Origin of the sequence: uncultured Ramlibacter sp., from assembly GCF_936925435.1 — a bacterium.
Classification (GTDB): Bacteria; Pseudomonadota; Gammaproteobacteria; order Burkholderiales; family Burkholderiaceae_C; genus Ramlibacter.
The window spans coordinates 23,101-49,293 of the sequence record NZ_CAKZHQ010000025.1; the positions used below are offsets into that span (position 1 = coordinate 23,101).

Genomic DNA, 26,193 nt, shown 5'->3' on the forward strand with positions numbered 1-26,193 from the left:
AGGACTGTCGCCCCATGCCGGACCCCGAAACATTGGACGAAAGGCCTAGGCAGGCCGCGCCTGTTGCGATGGCTGCTGCAGCCGCGCGATTTGCCGGTCCTGCAGCCGCGCGAACAGCAGCAGCGCGCTGACGGCGCCGAGGAAGGCGCAGAACATGTCCGACTGCGTGTCCCAGGGATCGCCCTGGGTGCCCAGGAATTCGTCTGCGCCCTGGCCCAGCGCCAGGGCCGCGGCCCATTCGATCAGCTCGTACCAGGCGCTGATGGCCATCACCACGCAGACCACCAGAAAGGCCAGCATGCGGCGCCCGCTCACGCTGGCGGTGCGCAGCAGGATCTCGCGCGCCACCAGGGCCGGCACGAAGCCCTGGAAGAAGTGGCCCAGCTTGTCATAGGGGTTGCGCTGCAGGCCCAATAGCTGTTGCACCTCGAAGCCCGCCGGCACGCGCGCATAGGTGTAGGCCCCGCCGACCATCAGCACGATGCAGTGCAGGAAGATGCACACATACAGCAGCGTGGTCAGCGGGAAGCGCTCATAGGTCAAAGCGAGCAAGGGCAGCGCGATCAGCACCGGCAGCACCTCCAGCAGCCAGGTGCCGCGCTCGTAAGGGTGCAGGCCCGAGACAAGCAGCAGGCCGGCCAGGATGGCGGCGGCGATGAGCAGCGGTGCGGTGCGCGGTGATTGCATTCAGGTTTCCTGTGGGCGGTGGATCAGGCCGGCTGGCGCGCGTAGCTCACGGTGAGCATTTCCCACTGGTGGCCATCGGGCTGGTTCCAGTAGACCATGCGTCCGCCCCAGTCCCTGCCCACCTGCATGTCCACCGGGCCACGCACGGTGCTGCGCCAGGGGATGGCGGCGGCCTGCAGGCGGCCCAGGATGGCGTCGAAGTCCTGCTCGCTGACGCGAAAGCAGAAGTGATAGACCTCGAAGGGCTCGTCAGTCTCGATGAAGCCCAGCGTCAGGCCGGCGTTCACATACACAGGGGAGAAAGGGCCCGGTCCGGTCTCCGACCAGGGCACGTCCAGCAACTGCGCCAGCAATCTGGCCGAGGCCAGCTTGTGGCGCGAGGGGACGATGGTGTGGTCCAGCTCGATCGCCATGCGCACTCCGGCCGCTCTCCTTTTGAGAGCGGCTCAAGCTTGCTTCATGCGGGCTCGGGCCATTATTCTTCTTGAACTCAGAATGGAATGTCGTCGTCCATGTCGTCGAAGCCCGAGGAGGGCTTGGACGCGGCAGGCGCCGGGCGTTGGGCCGGAGCCTGTGCCGGGGGGCGCGCAGCAGCGGGCGCCGGGGCGCGGCGCTGGTAGCCGGCACCGCCGCCACCACCACCGCCCTCTTCGTCGCCGCCGCCGGGGCCGCCCATGCCCTGGCGCGCGCCGAGCAGCTGCATTTCACTGGCGACGATGTCGGTGGCGTTCTTCTCGATGCCGTCCTTGTCGGTGTACTTGCGGTAGGTCAGGCGGCCTTCGATGTAGATCGGGCTGCCCTTCTTCACGTACTCGCCCACGATCTCGGCCAGGCGCTCGAAGAAGGTGACGCGGTGCCATTGCGTCTCTTCGACCATTTCGCCGGAGGTGCGGTCCTTGCGGCGGCTGGTGGTGGCGATGCTGACGTTGGCCACCGCCTGGCCCGAGGGCAGGTAGCGGATTTCGGGGTCGCGGCCGCAGTTGCCGACCAGGATGACTTTGTTGACGGATGCCATGGCTTGTTCCTCTCGAATCTCGGGTCTATGGGACGATTATGTCGCCTGTGCCTCGTTGGCCAGAACCTCCTCGGCCGATTTGGGCGGCGCGGGCGCGCGCATGGGCCAGGCCACCACCAGCCAGAGGAACATCAAACCGGCACAGGCGGCGAACAGGCCCTGCATCCCAACGTTCTTGGCCAGCCAACCGCCGACCGCCCCGCCTGCGAAGAAACCCAGGGATTGCAAGGTGTTGTAGACGCCCAGGGCGGCGCCGCGGGCGTGCGGCGGGGCCACGCGCGAGGCGATGCTCGGCTGGGTGGCCTCCAGCACGTTGAAGCCGCAAAAGAACACGAACAGCAGCAGGGCCAGCGCGACCACGCCGGGCTGGGGCGCCACCAGCAGCAGGCCCAGCTGCACCAGGGCCACCAGGCCGATCGCCACCAGGAAGACGGCGCGCAGGTAGCCGCGCCGCTCCAGCGGGAACACCGTCAGGCCCATGACCAGGAAAGAGGCCAGCACGCCCGGCAGGTAGACCTTCCAGTGGTCGGCCTTGTCCAGGCCGGCCTGCACCAGCAGGGCCGGCACGGCCACCCACATGGCCAGTTGCACCGCATGCAGGACGAAGACGCCCACGTCCAGCCGCAGCAGGGCCGGGTGGCGCAGCACCTCGGACAGCTTGCCGCGCGGGGCATTTTGGGGCTGGGCCGGCGCCGGCGGCGTCCACCAGACCACCACGGCGATGCAGCCCAGGGCCAGCCCACCGGTGACGGCAAACAGGCCCGACAGGCCGATCTGCGCCGCCAGCAGGGGCGCCGCCACCAGGGACAGGGCGAACATCAGGCCGATGCTGGCGCCCACCAGGGCCATGGCCTTGGTCCGCACCGCGTCGCGGGTCTGGTCGGCCAGCAAGGCCGTGACGGCGGCCGAGACGGCGCCGGCGCCCTGCAAGGCCCGGCCGGCGATCAGCCAGCCCAGGCTGTCGGCGGCGGCGGCCATGAAGCTGCCGGCCGCGAACACCAGCAGGCCGGCGACGATGACCCGCTTGCGGCCCAGCCGGTCCGAGGCCATGCCAAAGGGGATCTGCAGCAGGCCCTGGGTCAGTCCGTAAATGCCCATGGCCAGGCCGACCAGGGCCGGGTCGCCGCCACCGGGGTAGCGGGCGGCTTCCAGGGCGAACACCGGCAGCACCAGAAAGAGGCCCAGCATGCGGGCGGCAAAGACGGTGGCCAGCGAGCCGCTGGCACGGCGCTCGGCGGCGCTCATGCGGCTGGGATCGGCGAAAACTGGGGGTTGGGTCACGGAACTGTCAGCAGGCAAGGGACGGGCCGGCGAAAAGCGCCGGCGAGGCCTGCATTGTCCGGTATTCCAGGGCCCCGGCCTTGGCCGGCCCGGGCTTGCCGGTCTATCATGTCCGGTTTCCCTGAGTGGTCCCGCATTGAACTCTCCCGACGGCAAGTATTTGGAGCACGGCGAAGGTGGCAAGTACCTCGCCACGGCGCTCCAGCACCAGCGGATCGCGATCCGAGGGGCGCGCACCCACAATCTCAAGAACATCGACCTGGACATCCCGCGCAACCAGCTGGTGGTGATCACCGGGCTGTCGGGATCGGGCAAGTCGTCCCTGGCCTTCGACACCCTGTATGCCGAGGGCCAGCGCCGCTACGTGGAAAGCCTGTCGGCTTATGCCCGGCAGTTCCTGCAGCTGATGGACAAGCCCGACGTGGACGTCATCGAAGGCCTGTCGCCGGCGATTTCCATCGAGCAGAAGGCCACCAGCCACAACCCGCGCTCCACCGTCGGCACGGTCACCGAGATCCACGACTACCTGCGCCTGCTGTTCGCCCGCGCCGGCACGCCCTACTGCCCCGAGCACAACATCCCCCTGGCCTCGCAGACTGTCTCGCAGATGGTCGACGCCGTGCTGGCCCTGCCGCAGGACACCCGCATCATGGTGCTGGCGCCGGTGGCGCGCGAGCGCAAGGGCGAGTTCGTCGAAGTCTTCGCCGAGATGCAGGCCAAGGGTTATGTGCGCTTTCGCGTCGGCGGCCAGCTCCATGAGTTCGACGACCTGCCCAAGCTGAAAAAGACCGAGAAGCACGACATCGACGTGGTGATCGACAGGCTCAAGGTGCGGCCGGACATGCAGCAGCGCCTGGCCGAGAGCTTTGAGGCGGCGCTGCGCCTGGCCGACGGACGCGCCATTGCGATGGAGATGGATGGCGGGCAAGAGCACCTCTTCAACGCCAAATTCGCCTGCCCCATCTGCAACTGGTCCATCGCCGAACTCGAGCCGCGCCTGTTCTCCTTCAACTCGCCGGTGGGCGCCTGCCCCTCCTGCGACGGCCTGGGCCACATGGAGTTCTTCGATCCCACGCGGGTCGTGGCCTTTCCCTCGCTGTCGCTGGGCAGCGGCGCCATCAAGGGCTGGGACCGCCGCAACGGCTACTACTTCAGCCTGCTCGAAAGCCTGGCCAAGCACTACAAGTTCAGCATCGACACACCCTTCGAGGAACTCGAGCTGCCAGTGCAAAGCGCAGTGCTGCACGGCTCGGGCGAAGAGGAGATCAAGTTCAGCTATGTCATGGACTCAGGCAACTTCGCCGGCAAAAAGCTCAACAAGAAGCACCCCTTCGAGGGCATCATTCCCAACATGGCGCGGCGCTACCGCGAGACCGATTCGGTCGCGGTGCGCGAAGAGCTGGCGCGCTACCGCAGCATGCAGTCCTGCCCCGACTGCGGCGGCACACGGCTGCGCAGCGAGGCCCGCCACGTGCGCATCGGCGAGGGCGAGCAGTCCCGGGCCATCTATGAGATCAGCCACGACACGCTGCGCGACGCGCTGGCCTATTTCAGCGGCCTGAAGCTGCAGGGCGCCAAGGCCGAGATCGCCGACAAGGTGGTGCGCGAGATCGGCCTGCGCCTGAAATTTCTCAACGACGTCGGCCTCAATTACCTCAGCCTGGACCGCAGCGCCGAGACCCTCTCGGGCGGTGAAGCGCAACGCATCCGCCTGGCCAGCCAGATCGGCTCGGGCCTGACCGGCGTGATGTATGTGCTGGACGAGCCCAGCATCGGCCTGCACCAGCGCGACAACGACCGCCTGATCGACACCCTGCGGCACCTGCGCGACATCGGCAACAGCGTGATCGTGGTCGAGCACGACGAGGACATGATCCGCGCCGCCGACCACGTGATCGACATGGGGCCGGGCGCCGGCATCCACGGCGGCCGCATCATGGCCCAGGGCACCTACCAGCAGGTGCTGGACACGCCCGGCTCGCTGACCGGCCAGTACCTGTCGGGCGCGAAGAAGATCGAGGTGCCGGTGCACCGCACGGCCTGGCTGCCGGTGCTGCAGGGCGCCGAGGTCTACACGCCCAAGCCCTCGCGCTTCGCGCCCAGCCCCGCGGCGGAGCGGCGCGCCGCGCGCGAGGCAGCGCACCGCGCCAGCCTGGGCAAGCTGCAGGAGATCCGCATCGTCGGCGCCAGCGGCAACAACCTCAAGAAGGTCAATGTGGGCTTTCCGGTGGGCCTGCTCACCTGCGTGACCGGCGTCTCCGGATCGGGCAAGTCCACCCTGGTCAACGACACGCTCTACACCGCCGTCGCCCGCACGCTCTACCGCGCGCACGAAGAGCCGGCGGCCCACGAGGCCATCGAAGGCATCGAGCATTTCGACAAGGTCATCAACGTCGACCAGTCGCCCATCGGCCGCACGCCGCGCAGCAACCCGGCCACCTACACCGGCCTGTTCACGCCGATCCGCGAGCTGATGGCCGAGGTCAACACCGCCAAGGAGCGCGGCTACGGCCCCGGCCGCTTCAGCTTCAACGTGGCGGGCGGCCGCTGCGAGGCCTGCCAGGGCGACGGCGTGGTCAAGGTGGAGATGCACTTCCTGCCCGATGTCTATGTGCCCTGCGACGTCTGCAACGGCCAGCGCTACAACCGCGAAACCCTGGAAGTGCAGTGGAAGGGCAAGAACATCGCCCAGATCCTGGATATGACGGTGGAGGACGCGTCCAAGTTTCTCGAAGCCGTGCCGACCATTTCGCGCAAGCTGCACACGCTGCTGGACGTGGGCCTGAGCTACATCAAGCTGGGCCAGTCGGCGACCACGCTCTCGGGCGGTGAGGCGCAGCGCGTCAAGCTGGCGCTGGAGCTGTCCAAGCGCGACACCGGCCGCACGCTCTACATCCTGGACGAACCCACCACCGGCCTGCACTTCGCCGACATCGCCCTGCTGCTGAAGGTGCTGCACCAGCTGCGCGACGCCGGCAACACCATCGTGGTCATCGAGCACAACCTGGATGTCATCAAGACCGCCGACTGGGTGATCGACATGGGCCCGGAAGGCGGCGCCGGCGGCGGCACCGTGGTCGGCATGGGCACGCCCGAAGACATCGCCGCCAATCCGGACAGCCACACCGGCCGCTACCTGCAGCGGCTGCTGACGTGATGCCCTTCGCAGCGCGGCGCTAGGCCGGCCGGGCCGCCTGCAACAGATCCCGCGTCTGCAGGGTCACACCACGCGCAGCTTGCGCAAAGTCGTCACCGGACGACGCATAGAGGATGGCGCGCGAGGAGCTGACGACGATGGGGCCATCGGCGCGCCAGCCCGCTTTGACCGTCGCCACCGCATCGCCGCCTTGCGCGCCGACACCGGGGATGAGCAGGGGCACGGTGGGTGCAAGCTGGCGCACGCGCTCGATCTCCGCCGGGTAGGTGGCACCCACCACCAGGCCCAGCTGGCCGTTGAGGTTCCAGGGGCCTTGCGCGAGTTGCGCCACATGCTCGTACAGCAGCGGCTCGCCGGGGACGGACGACAGGCGCTGGTTTTGCAGGTCGTCGCCGCCGGGGTTGGAGGTGCGGCACAGGAGGAAGGCGCCCTTGCCCTGAAACTTCAGATACGGCTGGACCGAGTCGAAGCCCATGAAGGGTGAGAGCGTGACGGCATCGGCGCCATAGCGCTCGAAGGCTTCACGTGCGTACTGCTCCGCGGTGGAGCCGATGTCGCCGCGCTTGGCATCCAGGATCACCGGCACGTTGGTGTTGCGCCGCATGTGCTCCATCAGCTTTTCCAGCTGGTCCTCGGCGCGCAAGGCGGCGAAGTAGGCGATCTGCGGTTTGAAGGCGATGGCCAGGTCGGCAGTGGCATCGACGATGCGGGCGCAGAAGTCGTAGATCTTGCCGACATCGCCACGCAGGCCGGCAGGAAAGCGCGTGGGCTCGGGATCCAGGCCCACACAGAGCATGGAGCCATTGCGTTGCTGTGCGGCCAGCAGCATCTCGATGAAGGTCATGGCCCCGATTGTAAAGAGGGCCCCGGCGGCGGGCACAATCGCAGGCCCATGCACCAGCTCACGCCGCGCCAGATCGTCCTGCTCGTCCTGCTCACCGTCGTCTGGGGCGTCAACTGGCCAGTGATGAAGCTGGGCGTGACGCAGTATCCGGCCCTGAGCTTTCGCGCCCTGTCCATGCTGATGGGTCTGCCTGTGCTGGCGCTGGGGCTGGTGGTGCTCAAGGTGCCGTTTCGCCTGCCGCGCAAGGACTGGCCCGAGCTGTTGCTGCTGGCCACCACCAACATGTTCGTCTGGCACGTCTGCATCATCCTGGCGGTGCGCACCCTGTCGAGCGGGCGCGCCGCCATCCTGGGCTACACCATGCCGATTTTCTCGGCGCTGATCGGCGCGCTGTTCTTCTGCGCCGTGCTGGCACGGCGCGCCTGGCTGGGCGTGGGCGCGGCGGCCCTGGGCGTGCTGCTGCTGCTGTGGCACGAGTTCAGCCAGCTGGCGGGCCGGCCCGGCGGCGTGGCCCTGGCCCTGTTGGGCGCAGCCGCCTGGGCGCTGGGCACGCAGCTGCTGCGGCGCACGCGCATCGCGGCGGCGACGCTGACCATCGCGTTCTGGATGACGGCGCTGACCACCGTCGTCATGTGCGTCCTGGCCACGGTCTTCGAACGCGATCAATGGGCCATGCCGAACTTCACGGCCTGGTGGACCATGGTGTTCAACGCGCTGCTGATCTTCGGCTTCGCCCATGCGGCCTGGTTCTCGCTGGCACGCTCATTGCCGCCGGTGGCCTCCACGCTCAGTGTGATGTTCATTCCAGTGCTGGGCGTCTTCAGCGGCGCCGCGTGGCTGGGCGAGTCCGTCCACTGGCAGGACTGGACCGCCGTGGCGCTGATGGTCGCGGCCATCGCGTCCGTGCTCTGGCCTGCGCGGCCGGCACACGCCTGACCCCCTTGGGCAGCAAGACCCCCTTCGGCAGCAAACGGAAAAACTTGATAGGGCGCTGCGCTAACGCCCTTACGCAAGCTACGCAGGCCCTCTAGTCGAAGCGCCTAGAGCGCACGCGCCTTTCGCTTAACGCGCGAATCACCCCCGCTGGTCTCATCAATCCATGCCTCAACGCATGGTGCGACGGGGCCAGTTTTCCGGGTGATTGTCATGATTTTTTCCAACCTCCGCGCGAGTGTGCCGGCCAGCGAAATGGCCCCCTCGTCGCAAGCGCTGTACCACTGCGCATGCTCGGCCTGCGCAGGCTCATCGGATGATGCAGGCCAGGGCGGATCGCTGCCCGGCCAGGACCTGACGGCGGTGGCCTCGGGCGGCCGCGTCGATGCAACCGCTGCGCTGCTGGCAGGCACCCGCTGGGACTCGGGCACGACCGGCAAGACCGTGATCAGCTACTCGTTCGCCACCGCCGCCTCGCAGTACCTGGACCAGGAGTGGATGTTCAGCGCCAGCCTGTCGGCGTTCTCGGCCGCCGACCAGGCCACCACGCGCGCCGTCCTCAAATCCATCGAGGCGGTCTGCAACGTGCAGTTTGTTGAAGTGGCCGACAGCGGCGCCGATGCCGGCGTGGTGCGCTATGCCTACTCGGCCTACCCCAATGCCATGGGCTACGCCGGCTACGCCTTCTTCCCCGACAACAGCACCACCGGTGGCAATGTCTGGATCGGCGCGGCCCAGGCCAGCGCGGATTGGGCCTACTACCGGCCCAACCTGATCCTGCACGAGACCCTGCACGCGATCGGGCTCAAGCACCCCTTCGACGGTGCGGCCGTGCTGCCCGCCGAGAGCAACACCATCCCGAACACGGTCATGAGCTACTCGCCCGCCGCCGGTGCCTCCAGCGGCTCCCTGTCGCGCTACCCGGGCGAGCCCATGGAGCTGGACGTGCTGGCGCTGCAGGCGCTGTATGGCGCGGCCACCAACAACACAGACAACACGGTCTACAACCTGGCCGACGCCGCGTTCAAGAATTTCCGTGTGCTGTGGGACACAGCCGGCACCGACACGCTCGACGCCAGCGCATGCAAGAAGGCAGTGCAGCTGGACCTGGCCAGCGGCGCGCACAGCGACGTGGGCAGCAGCATCACGGCGTACTCGTATTTCGGCACCGGGGCAGGCCGCAACTACGTCAGCAGCAGCTACACCGACACCCTGACGATCGCGTCGGGCAGCGTCATCGAGAACGCCACCGGCTCGGCCTATGCCGATCTGCTGCTGGGCAATGACGGCGACAACATCCTCAGTGGCGGCAGCGGCAACGACGTGATCGACGGCCGTGGCGGCAACGACCAGCTGTTCGGCGGCAAAGGCAACGACATCATCCGCGTGACCATCGGCAACAAGCAGATCGACGGTGGCGACGGAGACGACACGGTGGCCTTCTCCGGCAGCGTCAATGAATTCTCGGTTACCCAAAGCGCCGGCATCTACACGGTCAACCGCCTGTCCAACCCAACCAGCGTGATCACGTTGCGCAGCGTCGAACACCTGGCGTTCTCCGATATCAACGTGGCGCCGCAGCAGGCCTTGAACACGGCCACGACCGAAGCCTTGACCGGTCAGGCCTTCCGCCTCTACAAGGCCGCGCTCAACCGGCTGCCGGACAAGTCCGGCCTGGAGTTCCAGGCCGATGCGCTGAAAAGCGGCTTGTCGCTGGCCCAGCTGGCCGGCAACTTCATGGCCAGCCCGGAATTCACCACGCGCTTCAACGTGGCGGAGAACAGCAGATTCGTCACCCTGCTGTACAACAACGTGCTGGGACGCGCGCCGGAGGCGCCTGGCCTGCAATACCACCTGAGCCATCTGGACAGCGAACTCACGCGTGCCCAGCTGCTGGTGAACTTTTCCGAGTCGCCCGAGAACCAGGCGGCGGTGGTGGTGGGCGTCGGCGGGGTCTGGCCGACGTTGTGACCTAGCGACGCGCGATGGCCTGCTGGTACAGGCCGCGCACCTTGGGCACATTGGCGCGCAGGCGCTCGATGCGGTCCGGCCCCTGCGGATGGGTGGACAGGAAGCCTGGGCCACCTCCGCCGCCCGAGGCCCGGCCCATCTTTTCCCACAGCGTGATGGAGGCATCGGGGTTGTAGCCGCCGCGTGCGGCCAGCTCCAGGCCGACGAGGTCGGCCTCGACCTCGTCCTCGCGGCTGAACTTGAGGGTCAGCAACTGCGTGCCCACATTGGCCGCCAGGTCGCCCAGCTGGCCCAGGCCGAACAGCTGCGCGCCGATCGATAACAAGGCACCCGTGCCCTGGCTCTTGGCGATGCGTGCACGCGCGTGCTCGCGCAGGGCGTGGGCCATCTCGTGGCCCATCACCATCGCCGCCTCGTCGTCACTGAGCTTGAGCTGGTCCAGGATGCCGGTGTAGAAGGCGATCTTGCCGCCGGGCATGCAAAAGGCGTTGATCTGCTTGCTGCCGATCAGGTTGACCTCCCAGCGCCACTGGCGGGAGCGGTCGTTCCACTGCGCGCTCTGCGGAATCAGCCGGCCGGCGATGGCGCGCAACCGCTGCAGCTGCGCATGGCCCTCGGGCGCCAGCGCACCCTGCTGGCGCGCCTGCGCCAGCATCTTGGCGTATTCCTGGGTGGACGCGGCCTCGATCTCGTCGGCCGGCACCAGGCTGCGCAGCCTGGAAGCTTCACCGACATTCACCTGGGCCAGCACCGGCGTGGCGGCCGCAGCGGCCGCCGCGAGCAGAAAACCGCGTCGGGGCATCCAGGCTGATGAGGCGGAGGGGCAGGACAGGCACATGGGCCCATGATAATGAGCCACCCGAGCGCCCATGTCAGACAACACCACCTCCGCACACCAGCCGCCGCCGCGCGCCAGCGCCGTCCCCACCTGGGGCCAGACCTTGCGGGTCTACCGGGAGCCGGCCACCCTGCGCATGCTGTTCCTGGGCTTTTCCGCCGGCCTGCCCCTGCTTCTGGTGCTGGGCACCCTGAGTTTCTGGCTGCGCGAGGCGGGCGTGGACCGCACCACCATCGGCAAGCTGTCCTGGGTGGGGCTGGCCTATGGCTTCAAGTGGGCCTGGGCTCCACTGGTCGACCGCCTGCCCCTGCCCTTGCTGACCCGCTGGCTGGGCCGGCGCCGCAGCTGGCTGCTGGTGTCGCAGCTGGCCATTGCCGCCGGCCTGGTGGGAATGGCGCTGAGCGACCCCAAGCTCGCACTCAACACCATCGTCTGGTGCGCCCTGGCCGTGGCCTTCGGCTCGGCCACGCAGGACATCGCACTGGACGCCTTTCGCATCGAGTCGGCCGACATGCGCCGCCAGGCGGCGCTGGCCGCGGCCTACCAGACGGGCTACCGCATGGCCATGATCTGGGCCGGCGCCGGCGTGCTGTGGATCGCCGCTTGGGCCGAGCTGCCCGGCCAGGCGGGCTATCAGCAGGGCGCCTGGCAGGCGGCCTATCTGGTGATGGCGGCCTCGATGGCCGTGGGCGTGCTCACCGTGCTGCTGTCGCCCGAGCCGGCGCGGCGCGAACTGCCGCCGGCGAAGAACGCCGCCGACTGGCTGCGCAGCGCCCTGGTCGAACCCTTCGCCGACTTCCTGCGCCGCTACCGCTGGCAGGCAGCGCTGGTGCTGGGCCTGATCGCGGTCTACCGCATCAGCGACGTGGTGATGGGCATCATGGCCAACCCTTTTTACGTCGACATGGGTTTCACCAAGACCGAGGTGGCCAATGTCACCAAGGTCTACGGCGTCATCATGACCCTGGCCGGCGCCTTCCTGGGCGGCGTGCTGGCCCTGCGCGTGGGCGTGATGCGGGTGCTGATGCTGGGCGCCATCCTCAGCGCCGCCAGCAACCTGCTGTTCGCCTGGCTGGGCACACGCGGCCACGATGTGGGGGCTCTGGTCTTCGTCATCTCGGCCGACAACCTGGCCTCGGGCATCGCCTCGGCGGCCTTCATCGCCTACCTGTCGGGCCTCACCAACGTCAGCTACTCGGCGACGCAGTACGCCTTGTTCAGCTCGTTGATGCTGCTGCTGCCCAAGTTCCTGGCCGGTTATTCGGGCCAGTATGTGGACGCCTACGGCTACGCCAGCTTCTTCACCAGCACCGCCTGCCTGGGCCTGCCCGTGCTGCTGCTGGTCTGGCTCGCTTCCAGAATGAAACCGGTCGCCAGCCCCCGTCCAGTGGACGCAGAGCGCTCCCAAAACGATAGCTAGAGGGCGGCTGCAAGGGCGGCCAGGGCGTGGCGCTGCAGCTTGCCCAGGGCGGTGCGGGGCAGGGCTGCCACGCGCAGCCAGCGCCGCGGCAGCTTGTAGCGGGCCAGCCGCGCCGCCAGGAAGTCCTGCAGTTCCTGGTCGCCGGCCAGCGCGCCCGGCCGCAGCACCACCGCCACGGCGACGATCTCGCCCCACTGCGCGTCTGGCAGGCCAAAGGCGGCGCACTCGGCCACCGCCGGATGCGCCGCCAGCGGGCTCTCAATCTCGGCCGGGTGGATGTTCTCGCCGCCGCAGATGATGATGTCCTTGGCCCGTCCCACCACGCTGTAGCTGCCGTCGGCCGCCTGGCTGGCCAGGTCGCCGCTGTGGAACCAGCCCTGGCTATCGCAGGCCGGCTGCTGCGGCCAGTAGTACCGCACGACGTTCGGGCCGCGCAGCAGCAGCTCACCGACGCCGTCGCGCACCTGCGCCAGCCGCACCTCCACTGCGGGCGCCGGCCAGCCGCAGGAGCCCACATGGCTCAAGGCATGGTCCGGCGGCAGGGCGATCGAGAAGGGTCCGGTCTCGGTGGCACCATAGACATTGCACACCGGAACACCGCGCACATGGAAGGCCTGCACCAGCGGCGCCGGCAGCAGGCTGGAGCCGGCCCAGACCGCGCGCAGGCAGGACAGATCGGTGCCCGGCCACAGGCCATGCTCGGCCAGCGCCTTCATGGTGGCGGGCACCTGCAGCGTCAGGCTAGGGCGCTGCTGCGCGATCACCTGCAAGACGGCTTGCGCTTGAAACCGCGCATGCAGCAGCACCTGGGCGCCGGCATACAGGGCCGGCAGGGTCTGGATGCACAGGCCGCCCACATGGAACAGCGGCAACACCGTCAGCACCACATCGGCCGGCGTCATCTGCTGCACGGCGCTGGCCATGCGCATATTGGCCAGCAGCATGGCCTGGGTGTGGACCGCGGCCTTGGCCTGGCTGGTCGTGCCCGAGGTATAGACCAGCAGCGCCGGCGCATCGGCGTCGTCCTGCACCGGCGCCGCCGGATGCGCGTGCGCCGCCTGCAGGTCGTGCACACCATGGGCCGGCAGGCCGTGGCGGCGCGCCAGATCCTGCGCAGCAGCCGCCCATTGGCCGTCGTGCACGATGCGGCAAGGCGCGCAATCGGCCAGCAGGACATCCCACTCGGCCGGCGCCAGCCGGAAGTTCAGGGGCAGCAGGATGGCGCCGATGCGCGCCAGCGCGAACAGCAGCAGCAATTGACTGGGATGGTTCAGGCCCAGCCATGCGACGCGGTCGCCGGGCCGCAGGCCCCAGCCATGCCAGAGCAGACAGGCCAGGGCATCGGCCTGGCGGGCCAAAGCGCCATACGTGAGCTGCCGGCCCTCGAAGCACAGCGCGCTCGCATCGTGCCGGCTGGCCGCGTGCCGGGCCAGCATTTCGGCGAACGTGAGCGGGGGATGCGGCGCCATTGCCATTTACCTAACTTTACCGCCGCTTCAAGCCCTGGCGATCTGCGGCACCCAAGATGGTCCCCATGGACGCCTCAAGTCATTACCATCCGCTCATGCAGCAACTTCTGATGATCGAGGACGACACGCGGCTGGCCCAGATGGTGGGTGAGTACCTGGAGCGCTCGGGCTTCGGCGTCACCCACGCCATCGACGCCAAGGCCGGCCTGGCCCTGCTGCAGGCCCCGCCCACGGGCAGCGCGCCCGACCTGGTCATCCTGGACCTGATGCTGCCCGACATGGACGGCCTGGAGGTCTGCCGCCGCGTGCGCGCCATGCCCGACGAGACCGGCAAGGTGCCGGTGCTGATGCTCACCGCCAAGGGCGACCCGATGGACCGCATCGTCGGCCTGGAACTGGGCGCCGACGACTACCTGCCCAAGCCCTTCGAGCCGCGCGAGCTGCTGGCGCGCATCCGCGCCATCCTGCGCCGGCGCGGCGAGGGCGCGCCGCCGGCCGCCAAGACAATGCGCTTCGGCAGCCTGGAGATCGACCGCGACGCCCGCACTGTCACCGTGGCGGGCCAGAACGCCGAGCTGACGTCCTACCAGTTCGACCTGCTGATCGCGCTGGCCGAGCGCGCCGGCCGCGTGCTCACGCGCGATCAGATCATGGAAGCCGTGCGCGGCCGCGAGCTCGAGGCCTTCGACCGCTCGATCGACGTCCATATGGGCCGCATCCGCGCCGCGATCGAGGCCGACCCGAAAAGCCCCAAGCGCATCCTCACAGTGCGCGGCGTAGGCTACGTCTTCGCGAAACAGCAAGAATGAACGCCCCCCCGTTGCGCAGATTCCAGCTGCCCCTGTATCTGCGCATCTGGCTGGCCGTGGTGCTGGCGGTGGTGGTGCTCACTGTCGCTTTCGGCTGGCTCTGGCGCGTCAACAGCGAACAGGGGCCGATGCGCGAGCTGCTGGTGCGCAACGAGGCCGGCGACATCCTGGGCCAGACCCGCGGCCGGCCGGTGCGCGTGCCCGGCCAGGGCGTGGAGTTCGAGGTGCCCATGAAGGACGGCAGCACCCTGATCGTGCAATTGCCGCCGCGCCAGCGTGCGCCTGGTGAGGGCCCGCCCAGCCGGCCCTGGCTGCGCGGCACCAGCGGCTTTTTCTGGATGCTGGGCATCGTGGCGCTGGCCGTGGCAGTCGGCACCTACCCCATCGTCCGCCGGCTGACCCTGCGGCTCGAAGACCTGCGCCGCGGCGTCGAACGCTGGGGCGAAGGCGAACTGGGCACACGGGTGCCCGAGTCCGGCTCGGACGAGGTGGCCTTTCTCGCGCGGCGCTTCAATCACGCTGCCGAACGCATCGAGACGCTGGTCAAGAGCCACAAGTCGCTGCTGGCCAATGCATCGCACGAGCTACGCTCGCCGCTGACGCGCATCCGCATGGGCCTGGAACTCATGGAAGGGCAGCCGTCTGCCACGTTCAAACAGGAGATCACCCGCAACATCGCCGAGCTGGACCAGCTGATCGACGAGATCCTACTGGCCAGCCGCCTGGACGCGCGCGAAGCCGACATGGGCACGGTGGAGACTGTGGACTTGACCGGGCTGGCCGCCGAAGAATGCGCGCGTGCCGGCGCCGAGCTGGTGGAGAGCAGCCACGACCAGGCCGTGCTGGTGCAGGGCGTGGCCAAGCTGCTGCGCCGCGCCATCCGCAACCTGCTGGAGAACGCCCGCCGCTACAGCGACGGGACGGTGACGATGGAAGTGCGGCAGGAAGGCGCACAGGCCGTGGTGCGCGTGCGCGACCGCGGCCCCGGCGTACCGCCGGCGCAGCGCGAACGCATCTTCGAGCCCTTCTACAGATTGCCCGGCGCCAGCGAACGTGCCGGCGGCGTGGGCCTGGGGCTGGCCCTGGTGAAATCCATCGCGCAGCGCCATGGCGGCAGCGTGCGTTGTGAAGGGCAGGAAGGCGGCGGCGCCTGCTTCGTGCTCGGCATGCCGCTGTGACCAGATGTAATGCGGAGTAAAAGACTTTCGCAAGGCTCGCCAGCCGTGCCAAAAGTCACCAATATTCCGCTGCGAAAGCGCCGCAGCGGCTGCACCCTCCCTCAAATAGGGGATGCGCGGGGATGCGGGCCCACCTACAGTTCATCCATTGCTGTCACGCACGACAAACCAGATCCGCCGCAAGGCTCCAAGTCTCCCAACGACGTCCTTCTCTCAAGGACTTTACACAGCCACCGCGAGGTGGCTGTTTTTTTGGCCGCGAGGTCTTGACCCTCAAGTGGCTTGAGGTCTTATCTTTGCGGACGTGGGCGCTTTGCCCATGCATCAAAGGAAGTCGGCCCATGAAACCCTGGAAACTCGTTCTCGGCGCCACAGCGGCCTGTGCAGCTTGCTGCGCGGCGCCCATCATCAGCGCGATGGCCGCCCTGGGCATTGGCACAGGGCTGTTCGCCGGCGGCGCAGCCTCACTCGGCGCGTACACGCAATCGTGGTTGCCACTGGCGGCCGCAGGCGCCGCCCTCGCTGCTGTGGCCGGCGTGGCCGTCTGGAGGCGCAGGCGCCCCGCAGAGCGCACGAGCGGATGCGACTGCTCGCACGCGTGTGGCACCAAGGGAGTCTGAGCGGTGCGGCCGCCTTTGCGCACCTGACTAAGATGGCGCCATGAGCGCTGTCTTGCCCTTGTCCATTGGTGCCGCATCCAGGCAGAGCGGCTGCAGTGTGCCGACGATCCGTTACTACGAAGAGGTCGGCCTGCTGGCGGCCGCTGCGCGCACCGATGGCAACCAGCGGCACTACGACGATGCGGCCATGCGGCGCCTGAGCTTCATCCGCCGCTGCCGCGACTTCGGGTTCAGCATCGAACAGGTGCGCGGGTTGCTCGGCCTGGTGGACCAGCCGGGCCGGGACTGCGCCGAGGTGCGTGACATCGCCCAGGTGCAGCTGCAGGAGGTGCAGACAAAGCTCGCGCAACTCCAGTCCCTGGAGGCCAGCCTCGCCGCCTTTGTGAACAGCTGCAATACGGGATGCGCCGGCGGGCCGGCGCTAGCCTGCACCATCCTGGAGGACCTGACGCTGCCCGCGAGCGCTGGGCAGCAAAGCCCGGCAACTCGCGCGGCGCGGTCCTGTTGCTCCTGATTCGCGCCTCTGGCGCGCCGCCTCAGAGCGGAAAAGCGGGCAGCGGCGCCGCAGTCCCGGGCCGCGCCGGTGTGCGGGCCACATTCATCAGCCACGAGACCATCACGAAGTAGCCCAGCAGGGTCGACAGTTCGACCACACCTTGCTCGCCGAACTGCGCCAGCGCACGCTGCCAGGTCGGTTCGCTGACGCCGTGCGACTGCAACTGTTCGCGGGCAAAGTCCAGCGCGATCTCCTCGTCCGCCGCCAGCGGCTGCGCACGCGCGCCCAGGCGCAGGGCCTCGACCGCCTCGGCCGCAACACCGGCCTGCACGGCCAGAGGCGCATGCATCTGCCATTCGAACTGGTTGCCCACGTGGCGCGCGGCGGCGCAGGTGGCCAGCTCGCGGATGCGCGGCTGCAGCACGCTGTCAAAACGCAGGTACTCGCCGACTTTTGCCACGCGCTCGAGCAGCTCGGGGCTGCGCAGCAGCGGCAGGAAGGGGCCATAGACGCCCTTGCGCGGCCCGTCGATCAGGGCCTGCGCGGCGGCGCGCTGGGCTGCATCCATGCTGTCGGCAGCCGGCATCGGCAGGCGCTCGCGCGCCGGCAGGCCGGAGCCCTGGACGGTGCTGGAAGAGGTGGTGTCGGCCATGGAGAGTTTCCTTTCAGGCGTACAGCGCCTGCAGCACGCGCTGCGGCGTGATGTCGAGCAGGCAGCGCGTGTGGCCCAGCGGGCAGTCGCGTTCGAAGCAGGGAGCGCAGTCCAGCGGCGGCTGGTAGGCCGGATCGTCCTTGAGCCAGAGCACGCGGGCCTTGTCGTTGAGCGGTGGTGTGTGCAGCGGACTGGACGAGCCATAGACCGCCACCTGCGGCACGCCAAAGGCGGCGGCCACGTGCATCAGGCCCGAGTCGTTGCTGACCACGGCGCGCGCGCCGGCGATCAGGGCGAAGGCTTCCATCAGTGAGGTCTTGCCCGCCAGGTTCAGGCACTTGCCCGGACCGGCCTGGGCGGCGATCTCCTCGCACAGCGGCGCTTCCTTGCCCGAGCCCAGCAGCACGGTCGGCTGGTCCAGCAGGCCAGCCAGCTGCGCGAAGTGGGCGGCAGGCCAGCGCTTGGCCGGGCCGTACTCGGCGCCCGGGGCGAAGACCGTATAGCCCTTCGCCACCAAGCCCTGGCGGGCCAATGCCGCGGCGATGTCGGCATCTGCGATGCGCAGCTGCGGCCTGTCCTGGTCCAGCCCCTCCTTGTCGCCGCTGAGCGCCGAATAAAAAGCCACCATGGGCGGCTTGTTCTTCGGGTTCTTCAGCCTGTGCGTGAGCAGGCCGACGCGGGCCTCGCCCAGGTAACCCACGCGCCGCGGGATGCTGGCCAGAAAGGGCAGCAGCGCGCTCTTGAGGGAATTGGGCAGCACATAGGCCGCATCGAAACGGCCCTCGATCTGGCGCGCGATGGAACGCCGCGCCTTGAACTGCAGGCCGCCGTGCTGGAAGGGGAACTCGATGACCTCGGCCACCTGGGGCATGGCCCGGTAGACCGGCGCCACCCAGGGCAGCGCGCCCACGGTGAGCCGCTCACCGCGCGCATGGAGCCGCCGCATCAGCGGCTCGGTCATCACCGCGTCGCCGATCCATTGCGGCGCGATGACCAGGGAGTTGCTCAAAGGATGTCATTGCGGGCTCGACCCGCAATCCATGGCTGGCACGCCGCGATGGATGCCGGATCAAGTCCGGCATGACAGACCTTAGTGGCCAGCACCAAAATGCTCGCCGGCCTTGAGCTTGTACACCGTGCCGCAATAAGGGCACTTGGCTTCGCCTGTCGCAGCCACGTCCAGGTAAACCTTGGGGTGGCTGTTCCACAGCTTCATGTCGGCCATGGCGCTGGGGCAGTAGACCCCGCCGTGGCTGTTCAGGTCCTTGGCCAGCAGTTCGATCGGTGCGTTGGTGCTCATGGGATCAGACCTTGGCCAGCCAGTGGGCGTATTTGGGATTGCGGCCGTTGACGATGTCGAAAAAGGCGCTCTGGATCTTCTCGGTGATGGGGCCGCGCGAGCCGGCGCCGATCTCGATGCGGTCGAGTTCGCGGATGGGCGTGACTTCGGCGGCGGTGCCGGTGAAGAAGGCCTCGTCGGCGATGTAGACCTCGTCGCGGGTGATGCGCTTTTGCACCAGCTCCAGGCCCAGGTCCTTGCAGATGTGGGAGACGGTGTTGCGGGTGATGCCGTTGAGCGCGCCGGCCGACAGGTCGGGCGTGTAAACCACGCCGTCCTTGACCACGAAGATGTTCTCGCCCGCGCCTTCGCTGACGAAACCCGAGGCGTCCAGCAGCAAGGCCTCGTCGTAGCCGTCGTCCAGGGCTTCCATGTTGGCCAGGATGGAGTTGCTGTAGTTGCTCACCGCCTTGGCCTGCGTCATGGTGATGTTGACGTGGTGGCGCGTGTAGCTGGAGGTCTTGACGCGGATGCCGCGCTTCATGCCCTCTTCACCCAGGTAGGCGCCCCAGGCCCAGGCCGCGACCATCAGGTGGATGGTGTTGCCCTTGGGGCTGACGCCCAGCTTTTGCGAGCCGATCCAGGTCAGCGGGCGCAGGTAGCAGCTCTCGAGCTTGTTGGCGCGGACCACGGCCTTCTGCGCCTCGTTGACTTCTTCCTTGCTGAAAGGAATCTTCATGCGCAGGATCTTGGCGCTGTTGAACAGGCGCTCGGTGTGCTCTTCCAGGCGGAAGATCGCCGTGCCATCGACGGTGTTGTAGGCGCGCACGCCTTCGAACGCGCCGCAGCCGTAGTGCAAGGTGTGGGTCAGCACGTGGATCTTGGCGTCGCGCCAGTCCACCATCTCGCCATCCATCCAGATCTTGCCGTCGCGGTCGGCCATGGAAGGTACAACGCTCATGTCTCGTCCTTTGGGGTCAGGGAAGCAAAGGCTGGATTTTAAGGCGCGGGCGCGTCGCCGGCTTCCGGCTCGGCCGGCGGCCGCACCAGGGCCCATTTCACCAGCTTGCCGTTGACGAACTCGCAGCTCACGCTCGACTCCGTGCCGTCGGTCCAGCGGAAGATTTCGGGCTGGCTGTCCTTGGGCGAGACCAGCTCGCCCAGCGAGCGGGTGATGGCCATGACGTGCAGCAGGTTGACGCCGGGCCTGAGCTTGGCGTTGAGCATGACAGCGCTGCCCACCCAGCCCACAGGCCGATCAGAGGACCGCTTGAGCACGGCCATCATGCGGGTGAAGTGCAGCAGCATCCACATGACGATGCCGCCGACCACGATGGCCACGCCCTGCCAGCCGGCGGCGTTCCAGGCGCCGGCGATCAGGGCCACGCCGGCGATGGGGACAAGGATTTTCTGCCAGTTCATGGCGCTATTGTCGGCGCTCGAGCGCGCGGCCGGCCTGCGGGGATTGCTTAGCCCAGACCGCGCACGATCTCCATGGCCTCGTCGATGCGGTCCACCGCATGGATGCTCAGGCCTTCGATCTCGCGGCTGCCCTTCTTGGGCGCATTGGCCTTGGGCACGATGGCGACGGAAAAGCCCAGCTTGGCGGCCTCGCGCAACCGCTCTTGGCCTCGCGGCGCTGGCCGCACCTCGCCCGCCAAGCCGACCTCGCCAAAGGCGATGAAGCCCTTGGGCAGGGGCTTGCCACGCAGCGAGGAGGTGATGGCCAGCATCACCGCCAGGTCGGCCGCCGGCTCGCTGATGCGCACGCCGCCCACGGCGTTGACGAAGACATCCTGGTCCATGCAGGCCACGCCGGCGTGGCGGTGCAGCACGGCCAGCAGCATGGCCAGGCGGTCCCGGTCCAGGCCCACCGACAGGCGCCGCGGGCTGGGGCCGCCGCTGTCGACCAGGGCCTGGATCTCCACCAGCATGGGCCGCGTGCCTTCCAGCGTGACCATCACGCAGCTGCCGGGCACAGGCTCGGCGTGCTGCGACAAGAAGATCGCGCTGGGGTTGGACACGCCCTTGAGGCCCTTTTCCGTCATGGCGAAGACGCCGATCTCGTTGACGGCGCCGAAGCGGTTCTTGATGGCCCGCACCAGGCGGAAGCTTGAATGCGTGTCGCCCTCGAAGTACAGCACCGTGTCCACCATGTGCTCGAGCACGCGCGGGCCCGCCAGGGTGCCTTCCTTGGTGACGTGGCCGACCAGGATGACGCAGGTGCCACTGGCCTTGGCGGCGCGGGTGAGGTGGGCGGCGCATTCGCGCACCTGGGCCACCGAACCCGGCGCCGAGGTCAGCTGCTCGGAATACACGGTCTGGATGGAGTCGATCACCGCCACCGCCGGCCGGGTGGCCGCCAGCGTCGCCAGGATTTTGTCCAACTGGATCTCGGCCAGCACCTGGACCCGGGAGTTGTCCAGGCCGAGCCGGCGCGAGCGCAGCGCGACCTGGGCGCCGGACTCTTCGCCGGTGACATAGAGCGTGGGCACATTCAGGCGTTGCAAGCCGTCCAGGGCCTGCAACAACAGCGTCGACTTGCCGATGCCGGGATCGCCCCCGATCAGCACCACGCCGCCTTCGACGATGCCGCCGCCAAGCACGCGGTCGAGCTCGGCGATGCCGGTGGCCGTGCGCTCCACCTCGCTGGCCTCGATGTCGGCCAGGGCGACCACGGCAGCGGTCTTGGCCAGCGAGGCAAAGCGGTTCTTCGCCGGGCCGGCGCCTTCCGCCACGCTTTCGATCAGCGTGTTCCAGGCTTCGCAGTGCGGGCACTTGCCCAGCCAGCGCGGGCTGCTGCCGCCGCACTCGCTGCAGGTGTAAACGGTTTTTTCCTTGGCCATCGCGGCCGACTCTAGCAGGCCCCAAGGGTTATCCCCAGGACCTGCGTGCGGCCGGCAGCGCCAAAGACATTTAACATGTTAATTAACAGGCCGCCCCACCCTCTCGCACCCCGTGCCCACGCCCTTCGTCCACCGCAACCTGCCCCGCCTGCTGCTGCAGGCGCGTGAATCCGTCATGGCCCACACCCGGCCCAGCCTGCGCGAGCACGGCCTGTCGGACCAGCAGTGGCGCGTGCTACGGGTGCTGGGCGAACACGGAACGGTGGAGACCGGCCGGGTGGCGCGCGAGGCCTACATCCTGGGCCCCAGCCTGACCGGCGTGCTGGCCCGCATGGAGCGCGACGGCCTGGTGCGGCGCGAACGCGATGGCACAGACCAGCGCCGCACCGTGGTCGAGGCCACGGCCAAGGGCCGCCGCCTGGTGGGCAAGCTCTCGCGCAGCATCGAGGACCACTACGCCTGGATGGAAGCCTCTTTGGGCAAGCAGAAGCTCTCGCAACTGTACCTGCTGCTGGACCAAGTGATCGAACTGGAGCAGCCATGAGTTTCCTGTCCATGGGCACGGTCTACGGCACGCTGATGAATTTCCCTGCCGAGCACGCGGCCCTGGCCGCGCAGATGACCGAGCCTCCCTACAAGGCGTCGCCCAAAGCGCCCATCCTCTACATCAAGACGGCCAACACCCGCAGCGCCGCCGGCGCCGCCATCAGCGTGCCGGCCCATGTGCCCCAGGTCGAGGTCTGGGCCAGCATCGCCATGGTGATGCAGGCGCCGGGCGAGCTGGCCGGCTACCTGCTGGTCAACGACCTGACGGTGCCGCACACCAGCTTCTACCGGCCGCCCGTCAAGAGCAAATGCCTGGACGGCTTCCTGGGCGTGGGCAGCCAGCTGCTGGCGCCGGGCCCACAGGTGGACCCGGCGCAGTTCAAGCTGGAGGTGCGCATCAATGGTGAGCTGCGCCAGACGGTGGACTTCAGCCAGCTGTTGCGCAGCGCGCCGCAGCTGCTGGCTGAGGTGGGCGAGTTCACGAGCCTGGGCGCGGGCGACCTGCTGATGCTGGGCAGCGACGTGCTGGCCGGCGGGGGCCGGCCGCTGGCCCGCCCTGGCGACAACATCGAGATCAGCGCGCCCGGCCTGGGCAGCCTCGCCAACACCCTGGTGGCCGCCACAGGGGCCAGCACATGAAGCTCGCCCGTGTCATCTACCAAGGCGTTACGCAGAACGCCGAAGAGCGCGACGGCCAGCTGCTGCTGGCGGGCGCGCGCCTGGTGCCCTGTGACGCCGTCACCTGGCTGCCGCCCCTGAATCCCGCGCCGCAGCCTCGCACCATCCTGGCCCTGGGCCTGAACTACGCCGACCACGCCAAGGAGCTGGCCTTCAAGGCGCCGGAAGAACCCCTGGTCTTTCTCAAGGGCGAGAACGCGCTCACCGGCCATCGCCAGGTGACGCGCCGCCCCGAGGGCGTGGACTTCATGCACTACGAGTGCGAACTCACCGTCGTCATCGGCCGCACCGCGAAGAACGTCAAACGCGACGACGCCTACGGCTTCATCGCCGGCTACACCGTGGCCAACGACTACGCCATCCGCGACTATCTGGAAAACTGGTACAGGCCCAACTTCCGCGTGAAGAACCGCGACGGCGCCACGCCGCTGGGCCCCTGGTTCGTCGAAGCCGCCGACGTGCCCAACCCGATGGCGCTGGCACTGCAGACCACGGTCAACGGCAAGCTGACCCAGTCGGGCAACACCAGGGACATGATCTTCGACGTGCCCTACCTGATCGAGTACTTCTCCAGCTTCATGACGCTGCGCCCCGGCGACCTGATCCTGACCGGCACGCCCGACGGCGTGGTCGACTGCCGGCCCGGCGACGTGGTCGTGACCGAGATCGAGGGCCTGGGCGCCCTCATGAACACCATTGGATAGCGCATGCAGATCGACCACCTGATTGGCGGCAAGGCCGTCGCCGGCAACAACTACTTCGAGACCGTCAACCCGGCCACGCAGGAGGTGCTGGCCGAGGTCGCCGCTGGCGGCGAGACGGAGGTCCATGCCGCCGTCGCCGCCGCCAAGGAGGCCTTCCCCAAATGGGCCGGCATGGCGGCGCCGGCCCGCGCCAAGATCATCCGCAAGCTGGGCGACCTGATCGCCGCCCATGTGCCGGAGATCGCGCAGACCGAGACCAACGACTGCGGCCAGGTGATCGCCCAGACCGGCAAGCAGCTGGTGCCACGTGCGGCCGACAACTTCTATTACTTCGCCGAGATGTGCACCCGGGTCGATGGCCACACCTACCCGACCGAAACCCATCTGAACTACACCCTGTTCCATCCGGTCGGCGTCTGCGCCCTGATCTCGCCCTGGAACGTGCCCTTCATGACGGCCACCTGGAAGGTCGCGCCCTGCCTGGCTTTCGGCAACACGGCGGTGCTCAAGATGAGCGAGCTCTCGCCCATGACGGCCGCGCGCCTGGGCGAGCTGGCGCTGGAAGCCGGCGTGCCGCCCGGCGTGCTCAACCTGGTGCACGGCTACGGCAAGGACGCTGGCGAGCCCCTGGTCAAGCATCCCGACGTGCGCGCCATCTCCTTCACCGGCTCCACGGCCACGGGCAACCGCATCGTGCAGCAGGCCGGCCTGAAGAAGTTCAGCATGGAGCTGGGCGGCAAGTCGCCCTTCGTGATTTTTGAAGACGCGAATCTGGAGCGCGCGCTCGATGCCGCCGTCTTCATGATCTTCAGCAACAACGGCGAGCGCTGCACGGCCGGCAGCCGCATCCTGGTCCAGCAATCGATCTATGCCGACTTCGCGCAGAAGTTTGCCGAGCGGGCCAAGCGCATCGTGGTGGGCGACCCGCTGGATGACAAGACCATCGTCGGCCCCATGATCAGCCAGGCGCATCTGGCCAAGGTGCGCAGCTACATCGAGATGGGTCCGCGCGAAGGCGCCACCCTGCTGTGCGGCGGCCTGGAGGCACCGGTGCTGCCGGACCGGGTGAAGAAGGGCAACTACGTGCTGCCCACGGTGTTTGCCGACGTCGACAACCGCATGAAGATCGCGCAGGACGAGATCTTCGGGCCGGTGGCCTGCCTGATCCCCTTTGCCGACGAGGCCGAGGCCATCCGCCTGGCCAACGACACCCAGTACGGCCTGTCCAGCTATGTCTGGACCGAGAACATCGGCAAGGCCCACCGCATGGCCGCCGCCGTGGAAGCCGGCATGTGCTTCGTCAACAGCCAGAACGTGCGCGATCTGCGCCAGCCTTTCGGCGGCACCAAGGCCTCGGGCACGGGCCGCGAGGGCGGCAGCTGGAGCTACGAGGTGTTCTGCGAGCCGAAGAACGTGGCGGTGTCACTGGGCAACCACCACATCCCTCACTGGGGAGTCTGAGCATGGGCACCCTCGCTCTCGCCGCCAAAATCACCCACGTGCCTTCGATGTACCTGTCGGAGTTTCCGGGGCCCAACTTCGGCTGCCGCGACGCCGCCATCAACGGCCACAAGGAGATCGACCGCCGCTGCCGCGCCCTGGGCGTGGACACCATTGTGGTCTTCGACGTGCACTGGCAGGTCAACAGCGAGTACCACATCAACTGCGGGCCGAAGTTCGAAGGCACCTACACCAGCAACGAGCTGCCGCACTTCATCAAGAACATGCCTTATGCCTACCCTGGCAATCCTGGGTTGGGCCATTTGATCGGCGACATGGCCAACGCCATGGGTGTGAAGAGTCGGGCGCATTCCGACACCACGCTGGAGCTGGAGTACGGCACGCTCGTGCCCATGCGCTACATGAACGCTGACCAGCACTACAAGGTGATCAGCATCAGCGGCTGGTGCGACTGGCACGACCTGCATGAGTCGGGCCGCTTTGGCCTGGCGGTGCGCAAGGCCATCGAGGAACAGTACGAGGGCACGGTGGCGGTCTTCGCCAGCGGCTCGCTGTCGCACCACTTTGCCGACAACGGCCGCGCGCCGGAGTTCATGCACAAGGTCTACGACCCCTTCCTGGAGCAGGTCGACCAGCGCGTGGTGGAACTGTGGAAACAGGGCGACTGGAAGACCTTCCTGGGCATGCTTCCCATGTACGCCGACAAGTGCTGGGGCGAGGGCGACATGCACGACACCGCCATGCTGCTGGGCCTGCTGGGCTGGGACAGCTACACCGCGCCGGTGGAAATCGTCACGCCTTACTTCGGCAGCTCGGGCACAGGCCAGATCAATGCCATCTTCCCGGTCACGCCGCTGCCCGCTTCCGCCTCTTAATTGGAATCTGACCCCAATTTCTTATGCCACATCTCGTCATCCTCTACACACCCAACCTCGAAGCCGAAGCCGACATGACGGCGCTGTGCCGCAGCCTGGCCGACATCATGCTGGCCACGCGCGACGAGGAGGGCAAGCAGGTCTTTCCCACCGGCGGCACACGGGTGCTGGCCTACCCGGCGGCGCACTTTGCGGTGGCCGACGGCAAGGCTGACTACGGCTTCATCTACCTGAACGTGCGGATGGCAACCGGACGCTCGTCCGCTACGATAAAGAGAGCAGGAGACGCCCTGTTGGCGGGGGCCAGAGCCCATTTCGGCACCTTGTTCGAGCGCAAGGCCGTGGGCATGACACTGCAGATCGACGAAAGCCCGGGCCAGGCCTACGACGGCAAGCACAGCAGCCTGCATCCGCTGTTCAACAAGGCCTGAAGC

At 68.0% G+C, this 26,193-nt stretch carries 26 protein-coding genes; 13 read left to right on the forward strand and 13 right to left on the reverse strand.

Annotated elements, in window-relative coordinates:
• Positions 1-45: 45 nt before the first annotated feature.
• The 4 genes from Q0632_RS13515 to Q0632_RS13530 form a co-directional block, all read right to left on the reverse strand.
• Entirely contained in the window at positions 46-687 is a 642-nt protein-coding gene (locus Q0632_RS13515) for a DUF2238 domain-containing protein (protein WP_298930783.1), read from the reverse strand.
• A gap of 23 nt (positions 688-710) precedes the next feature.
• On the reverse strand, positions 711-1,100 hold the full coding sequence (locus Q0632_RS13520) for a VOC family protein (protein ID WP_298930786.1): 390 nt from the start codon (positions 1,098-1,100) through the stop codon (positions 711-713).
• 77 nt (positions 1,101-1,177) lie between these two features.
• Positions 1,178-1,702, reverse strand: coding sequence for a single-stranded DNA-binding protein (gene ssb / locus Q0632_RS13525; RefSeq protein WP_298930789.1), 525 nt, complete (start codon positions 1,700-1,702; stop codon positions 1,178-1,180).
• Between the two features lie 36 nt (positions 1,703-1,738).
• On the reverse strand, positions 1,739-2,947 hold the full coding sequence (locus Q0632_RS13530) for an MFS transporter (protein WP_298930965.1): 1,209 nt from the start codon (positions 2,945-2,947) through the stop codon (positions 1,739-1,741).
• 172 nt (positions 2,948-3,119) lie between these two features.
• On the opposite strand from Q0632_RS13530, the gene uvrA reads away from it, so the two are divergent.
• A complete protein-coding gene (gene uvrA, locus Q0632_RS13535) occupies positions 3,120-6,140 on the forward strand; it encodes an excinuclease ABC subunit UvrA (RefSeq protein WP_298930792.1) in 3,021 nt (1,006 codons plus the stop codon).
• A 19-nt stretch (positions 6,141-6,159) separates the two neighbouring features.
• Here the strand turns inward: uvrA and pyrF are convergent, their stop codons facing one another.
• On the reverse strand, positions 6,160-6,984 hold the full coding sequence (gene pyrF, locus Q0632_RS13540) for an orotidine-5'-phosphate decarboxylase (protein ID WP_298930795.1): 825 nt from the start codon (positions 6,982-6,984) through the stop codon (positions 6,160-6,162).
• Between the two features lie 48 nt (positions 6,985-7,032).
• Here pyrF and Q0632_RS13545 point away from each other — a divergent pair, with 48 nt between their 5' ends.
• Positions 7,033-7,920: a DMT family transporter gene (locus Q0632_RS13545; RefSeq protein WP_298930798.1), complete on the forward strand. Its 888-nt coding sequence runs from the start codon at positions 7,033-7,035 to the stop codon at positions 7,918-7,920.
• A gap of 210 nt (positions 7,921-8,130) precedes the next feature.
• The gene (locus Q0632_RS13550) at positions 8,131-9,888 is read left to right on the forward strand and encodes a DUF4214 domain-containing protein (RefSeq protein WP_298930800.1); all 1,758 of its coding nucleotides are present in this window, start codon (positions 8,131-8,133) and stop codon (positions 9,886-9,888) included.
• A gap of 1 nt (position 9,889) precedes the next feature.
• Here Q0632_RS13550 and Q0632_RS13555 read toward each other — a convergent pair whose 3' ends face one another.
• The gene (locus tag Q0632_RS13555) at positions 9,890-10,726 is read right to left on the reverse strand and encodes a M48 family metallopeptidase (RefSeq protein WP_298930803.1); all 837 of its coding nucleotides are present in this window, start codon (positions 10,724-10,726) and stop codon (positions 9,890-9,892) included.
• A gap of 31 nt (positions 10,727-10,757) precedes the next feature.
• On the opposite strand from Q0632_RS13555, the gene Q0632_RS13560 reads away from it, so the two are divergent.
• Positions 10,758-12,146: an MFS transporter gene (locus Q0632_RS13560; protein WP_298930806.1), complete on the forward strand. Its 1,389-nt coding sequence runs from the start codon at positions 10,758-10,760 to the stop codon at positions 12,144-12,146.
• Here Q0632_RS13560 and Q0632_RS13565 read toward each other — a convergent pair.
• Entirely contained in the window at positions 12,143-13,615 is a 1,473-nt protein-coding gene (locus Q0632_RS13565) for a class I adenylate-forming enzyme family protein (RefSeq protein WP_298930809.1), read from the reverse strand. The genes Q0632_RS13560 and Q0632_RS13565 overlap by 4 nt on opposite strands.
• Before the next feature lie 95 nt (positions 13,616-13,710).
• Here Q0632_RS13565 and Q0632_RS13570 point away from each other — a divergent pair, with 95 nt between their 5' ends.
• The 3 genes from Q0632_RS13570 (at position 13,711) to Q0632_RS13580 (ending at position 16,736) form a co-directional block, all read left to right on the forward strand.
• Positions 13,711-14,424: a response regulator transcription factor gene (locus tag Q0632_RS13570; protein ID WP_298930817.1), complete on the forward strand. Its 714-nt coding sequence runs from the start codon at positions 13,711-13,713 to the stop codon at positions 14,422-14,424.
• The gene (locus tag Q0632_RS13575) at positions 14,421-15,602 is read left to right on the forward strand and encodes an ATP-binding protein (protein WP_298930820.1); all 1,182 of its coding nucleotides are present in this window, start codon (positions 14,421-14,423) and stop codon (positions 15,600-15,602) included. Before Q0632_RS13570 ends, Q0632_RS13575 begins: the two co-directional genes overlap by 4 nt.
• A gap of 660 nt (positions 15,603-16,262) precedes the next feature.
• Positions 16,263-16,736: a helix-turn-helix domain-containing protein gene (locus tag Q0632_RS13580; RefSeq protein WP_298930823.1), complete on the forward strand. Its 474-nt coding sequence runs from the start codon at positions 16,263-16,265 to the stop codon at positions 16,734-16,736.
• 22 nt (positions 16,737-16,758) lie between these two features.
• Here Q0632_RS13580 and Q0632_RS13585 read toward each other — a convergent pair whose 3' ends face one another.
• The 6 genes from Q0632_RS13585 to radA all read right to left on the reverse strand — a co-directional run bounded on the left by Q0632_RS13585 (position 16,759) and on the right by radA (position 21,495).
• Positions 16,759-17,370, reverse strand: coding sequence for a carboxymuconolactone decarboxylase family protein (locus Q0632_RS13585; RefSeq protein WP_298930825.1), 612 nt, complete (start codon positions 17,368-17,370; stop codon positions 16,759-16,761).
• Positions 17,371-17,383: 13 nt separating this feature from the next.
• Positions 17,384-18,379 carry a lipopolysaccharide heptosyltransferase II gene (gene waaF / locus Q0632_RS13590; RefSeq protein ID WP_298930828.1) on the reverse strand — a complete coding sequence of 332 codons (996 nt, stop codon included), beginning with the start codon at positions 18,377-18,379 and terminating at the stop codon, positions 17,384-17,386.
• Positions 18,380-18,460: 81 nt separating this feature from the next.
• The gene (locus tag Q0632_RS13595; protein ID WP_298930832.1) at positions 18,461-18,670 is read right to left on the reverse strand and encodes a zinc-finger domain-containing protein; all 210 of its coding nucleotides are present in this window, start codon (positions 18,668-18,670) and stop codon (positions 18,461-18,463) included.
• A 4-nt stretch (positions 18,671-18,674) separates the two neighbouring features.
• Positions 18,675-19,610: a branched-chain amino acid transaminase gene (locus Q0632_RS13600; protein WP_298930835.1), complete on the reverse strand. Its 936-nt coding sequence runs from the start codon at positions 19,608-19,610 to the stop codon at positions 18,675-18,677.
• Between the two features lie 38 nt (positions 19,611-19,648).
• Positions 19,649-20,071 (reverse strand): glycerate kinase, encoded by a 423-nt coding sequence (locus tag Q0632_RS13605; RefSeq protein ID WP_298930838.1) that lies wholly within the window; start codon positions 20,069-20,071, stop codon positions 19,649-19,651.
• 47 nt (positions 20,072-20,118) lie between these two features.
• Positions 20,119-21,495: a DNA repair protein RadA gene (gene radA, locus Q0632_RS13610; protein WP_298930841.1), complete on the reverse strand. Its 1,377-nt coding sequence runs from the start codon at positions 21,493-21,495 to the stop codon at positions 20,119-20,121.
• Between the two features lie 112 nt (positions 21,496-21,607).
• Here radA and hpaR point away from each other — a divergent pair, with 112 nt between their 5' ends.
• Genes hpaR through Q0632_RS13640 form a run of 6 tightly spaced genes read left to right on the forward strand, consistent with a single transcriptional unit; the run spans position 21,608 to position 26,190 of the window.
• On the forward strand, positions 21,608-22,039 hold the full coding sequence (gene hpaR / locus Q0632_RS13615) for a homoprotocatechuate degradation operon regulator HpaR (protein WP_298930844.1): 432 nt from the start codon (positions 21,608-21,610) through the stop codon (positions 22,037-22,039).
• Positions 22,036-22,680 carry a fumarylacetoacetate hydrolase family protein gene (locus Q0632_RS13620; RefSeq protein WP_298930847.1) on the forward strand — a complete coding sequence of 215 codons (645 nt, stop codon included), beginning with the start codon at positions 22,036-22,038 and terminating at the stop codon, positions 22,678-22,680. The genes hpaR and Q0632_RS13620 overlap by 4 nt, the downstream gene beginning before the upstream one ends.
• Positions 22,677-23,423 (forward strand): fumarylacetoacetate hydrolase family protein, encoded by a 747-nt coding sequence (locus Q0632_RS13625; protein WP_298930849.1) that lies wholly within the window; start codon positions 22,677-22,679, stop codon positions 23,421-23,423. Before Q0632_RS13620 ends, Q0632_RS13625 begins: the two co-directional genes overlap by 4 nt.
• Positions 23,424-23,426: 3 nt before the next feature.
• Entirely contained in the window at positions 23,427-24,884 is a 1,458-nt protein-coding gene (hpaE, locus tag Q0632_RS13630; protein WP_298930852.1) for a 5-carboxymethyl-2-hydroxymuconate semialdehyde dehydrogenase, read from the forward strand.
• 2 nt (positions 24,885-24,886) lie between these two features.
• Positions 24,887-25,759: a 3,4-dihydroxyphenylacetate 2,3-dioxygenase gene (gene hpaD, locus Q0632_RS13635; protein ID WP_298930855.1), complete on the forward strand. Its 873-nt coding sequence runs from the start codon at positions 24,887-24,889 to the stop codon at positions 25,757-25,759.
• A gap of 23 nt (positions 25,760-25,782) precedes the next feature.
• A complete protein-coding gene (locus Q0632_RS13640) occupies positions 25,783-26,190 on the forward strand; it encodes a 5-carboxymethyl-2-hydroxymuconate isomerase (protein WP_298930858.1) in 408 nt (135 codons plus the stop codon).
• Positions 26,191-26,193: the final 3 nt, after the last annotated feature.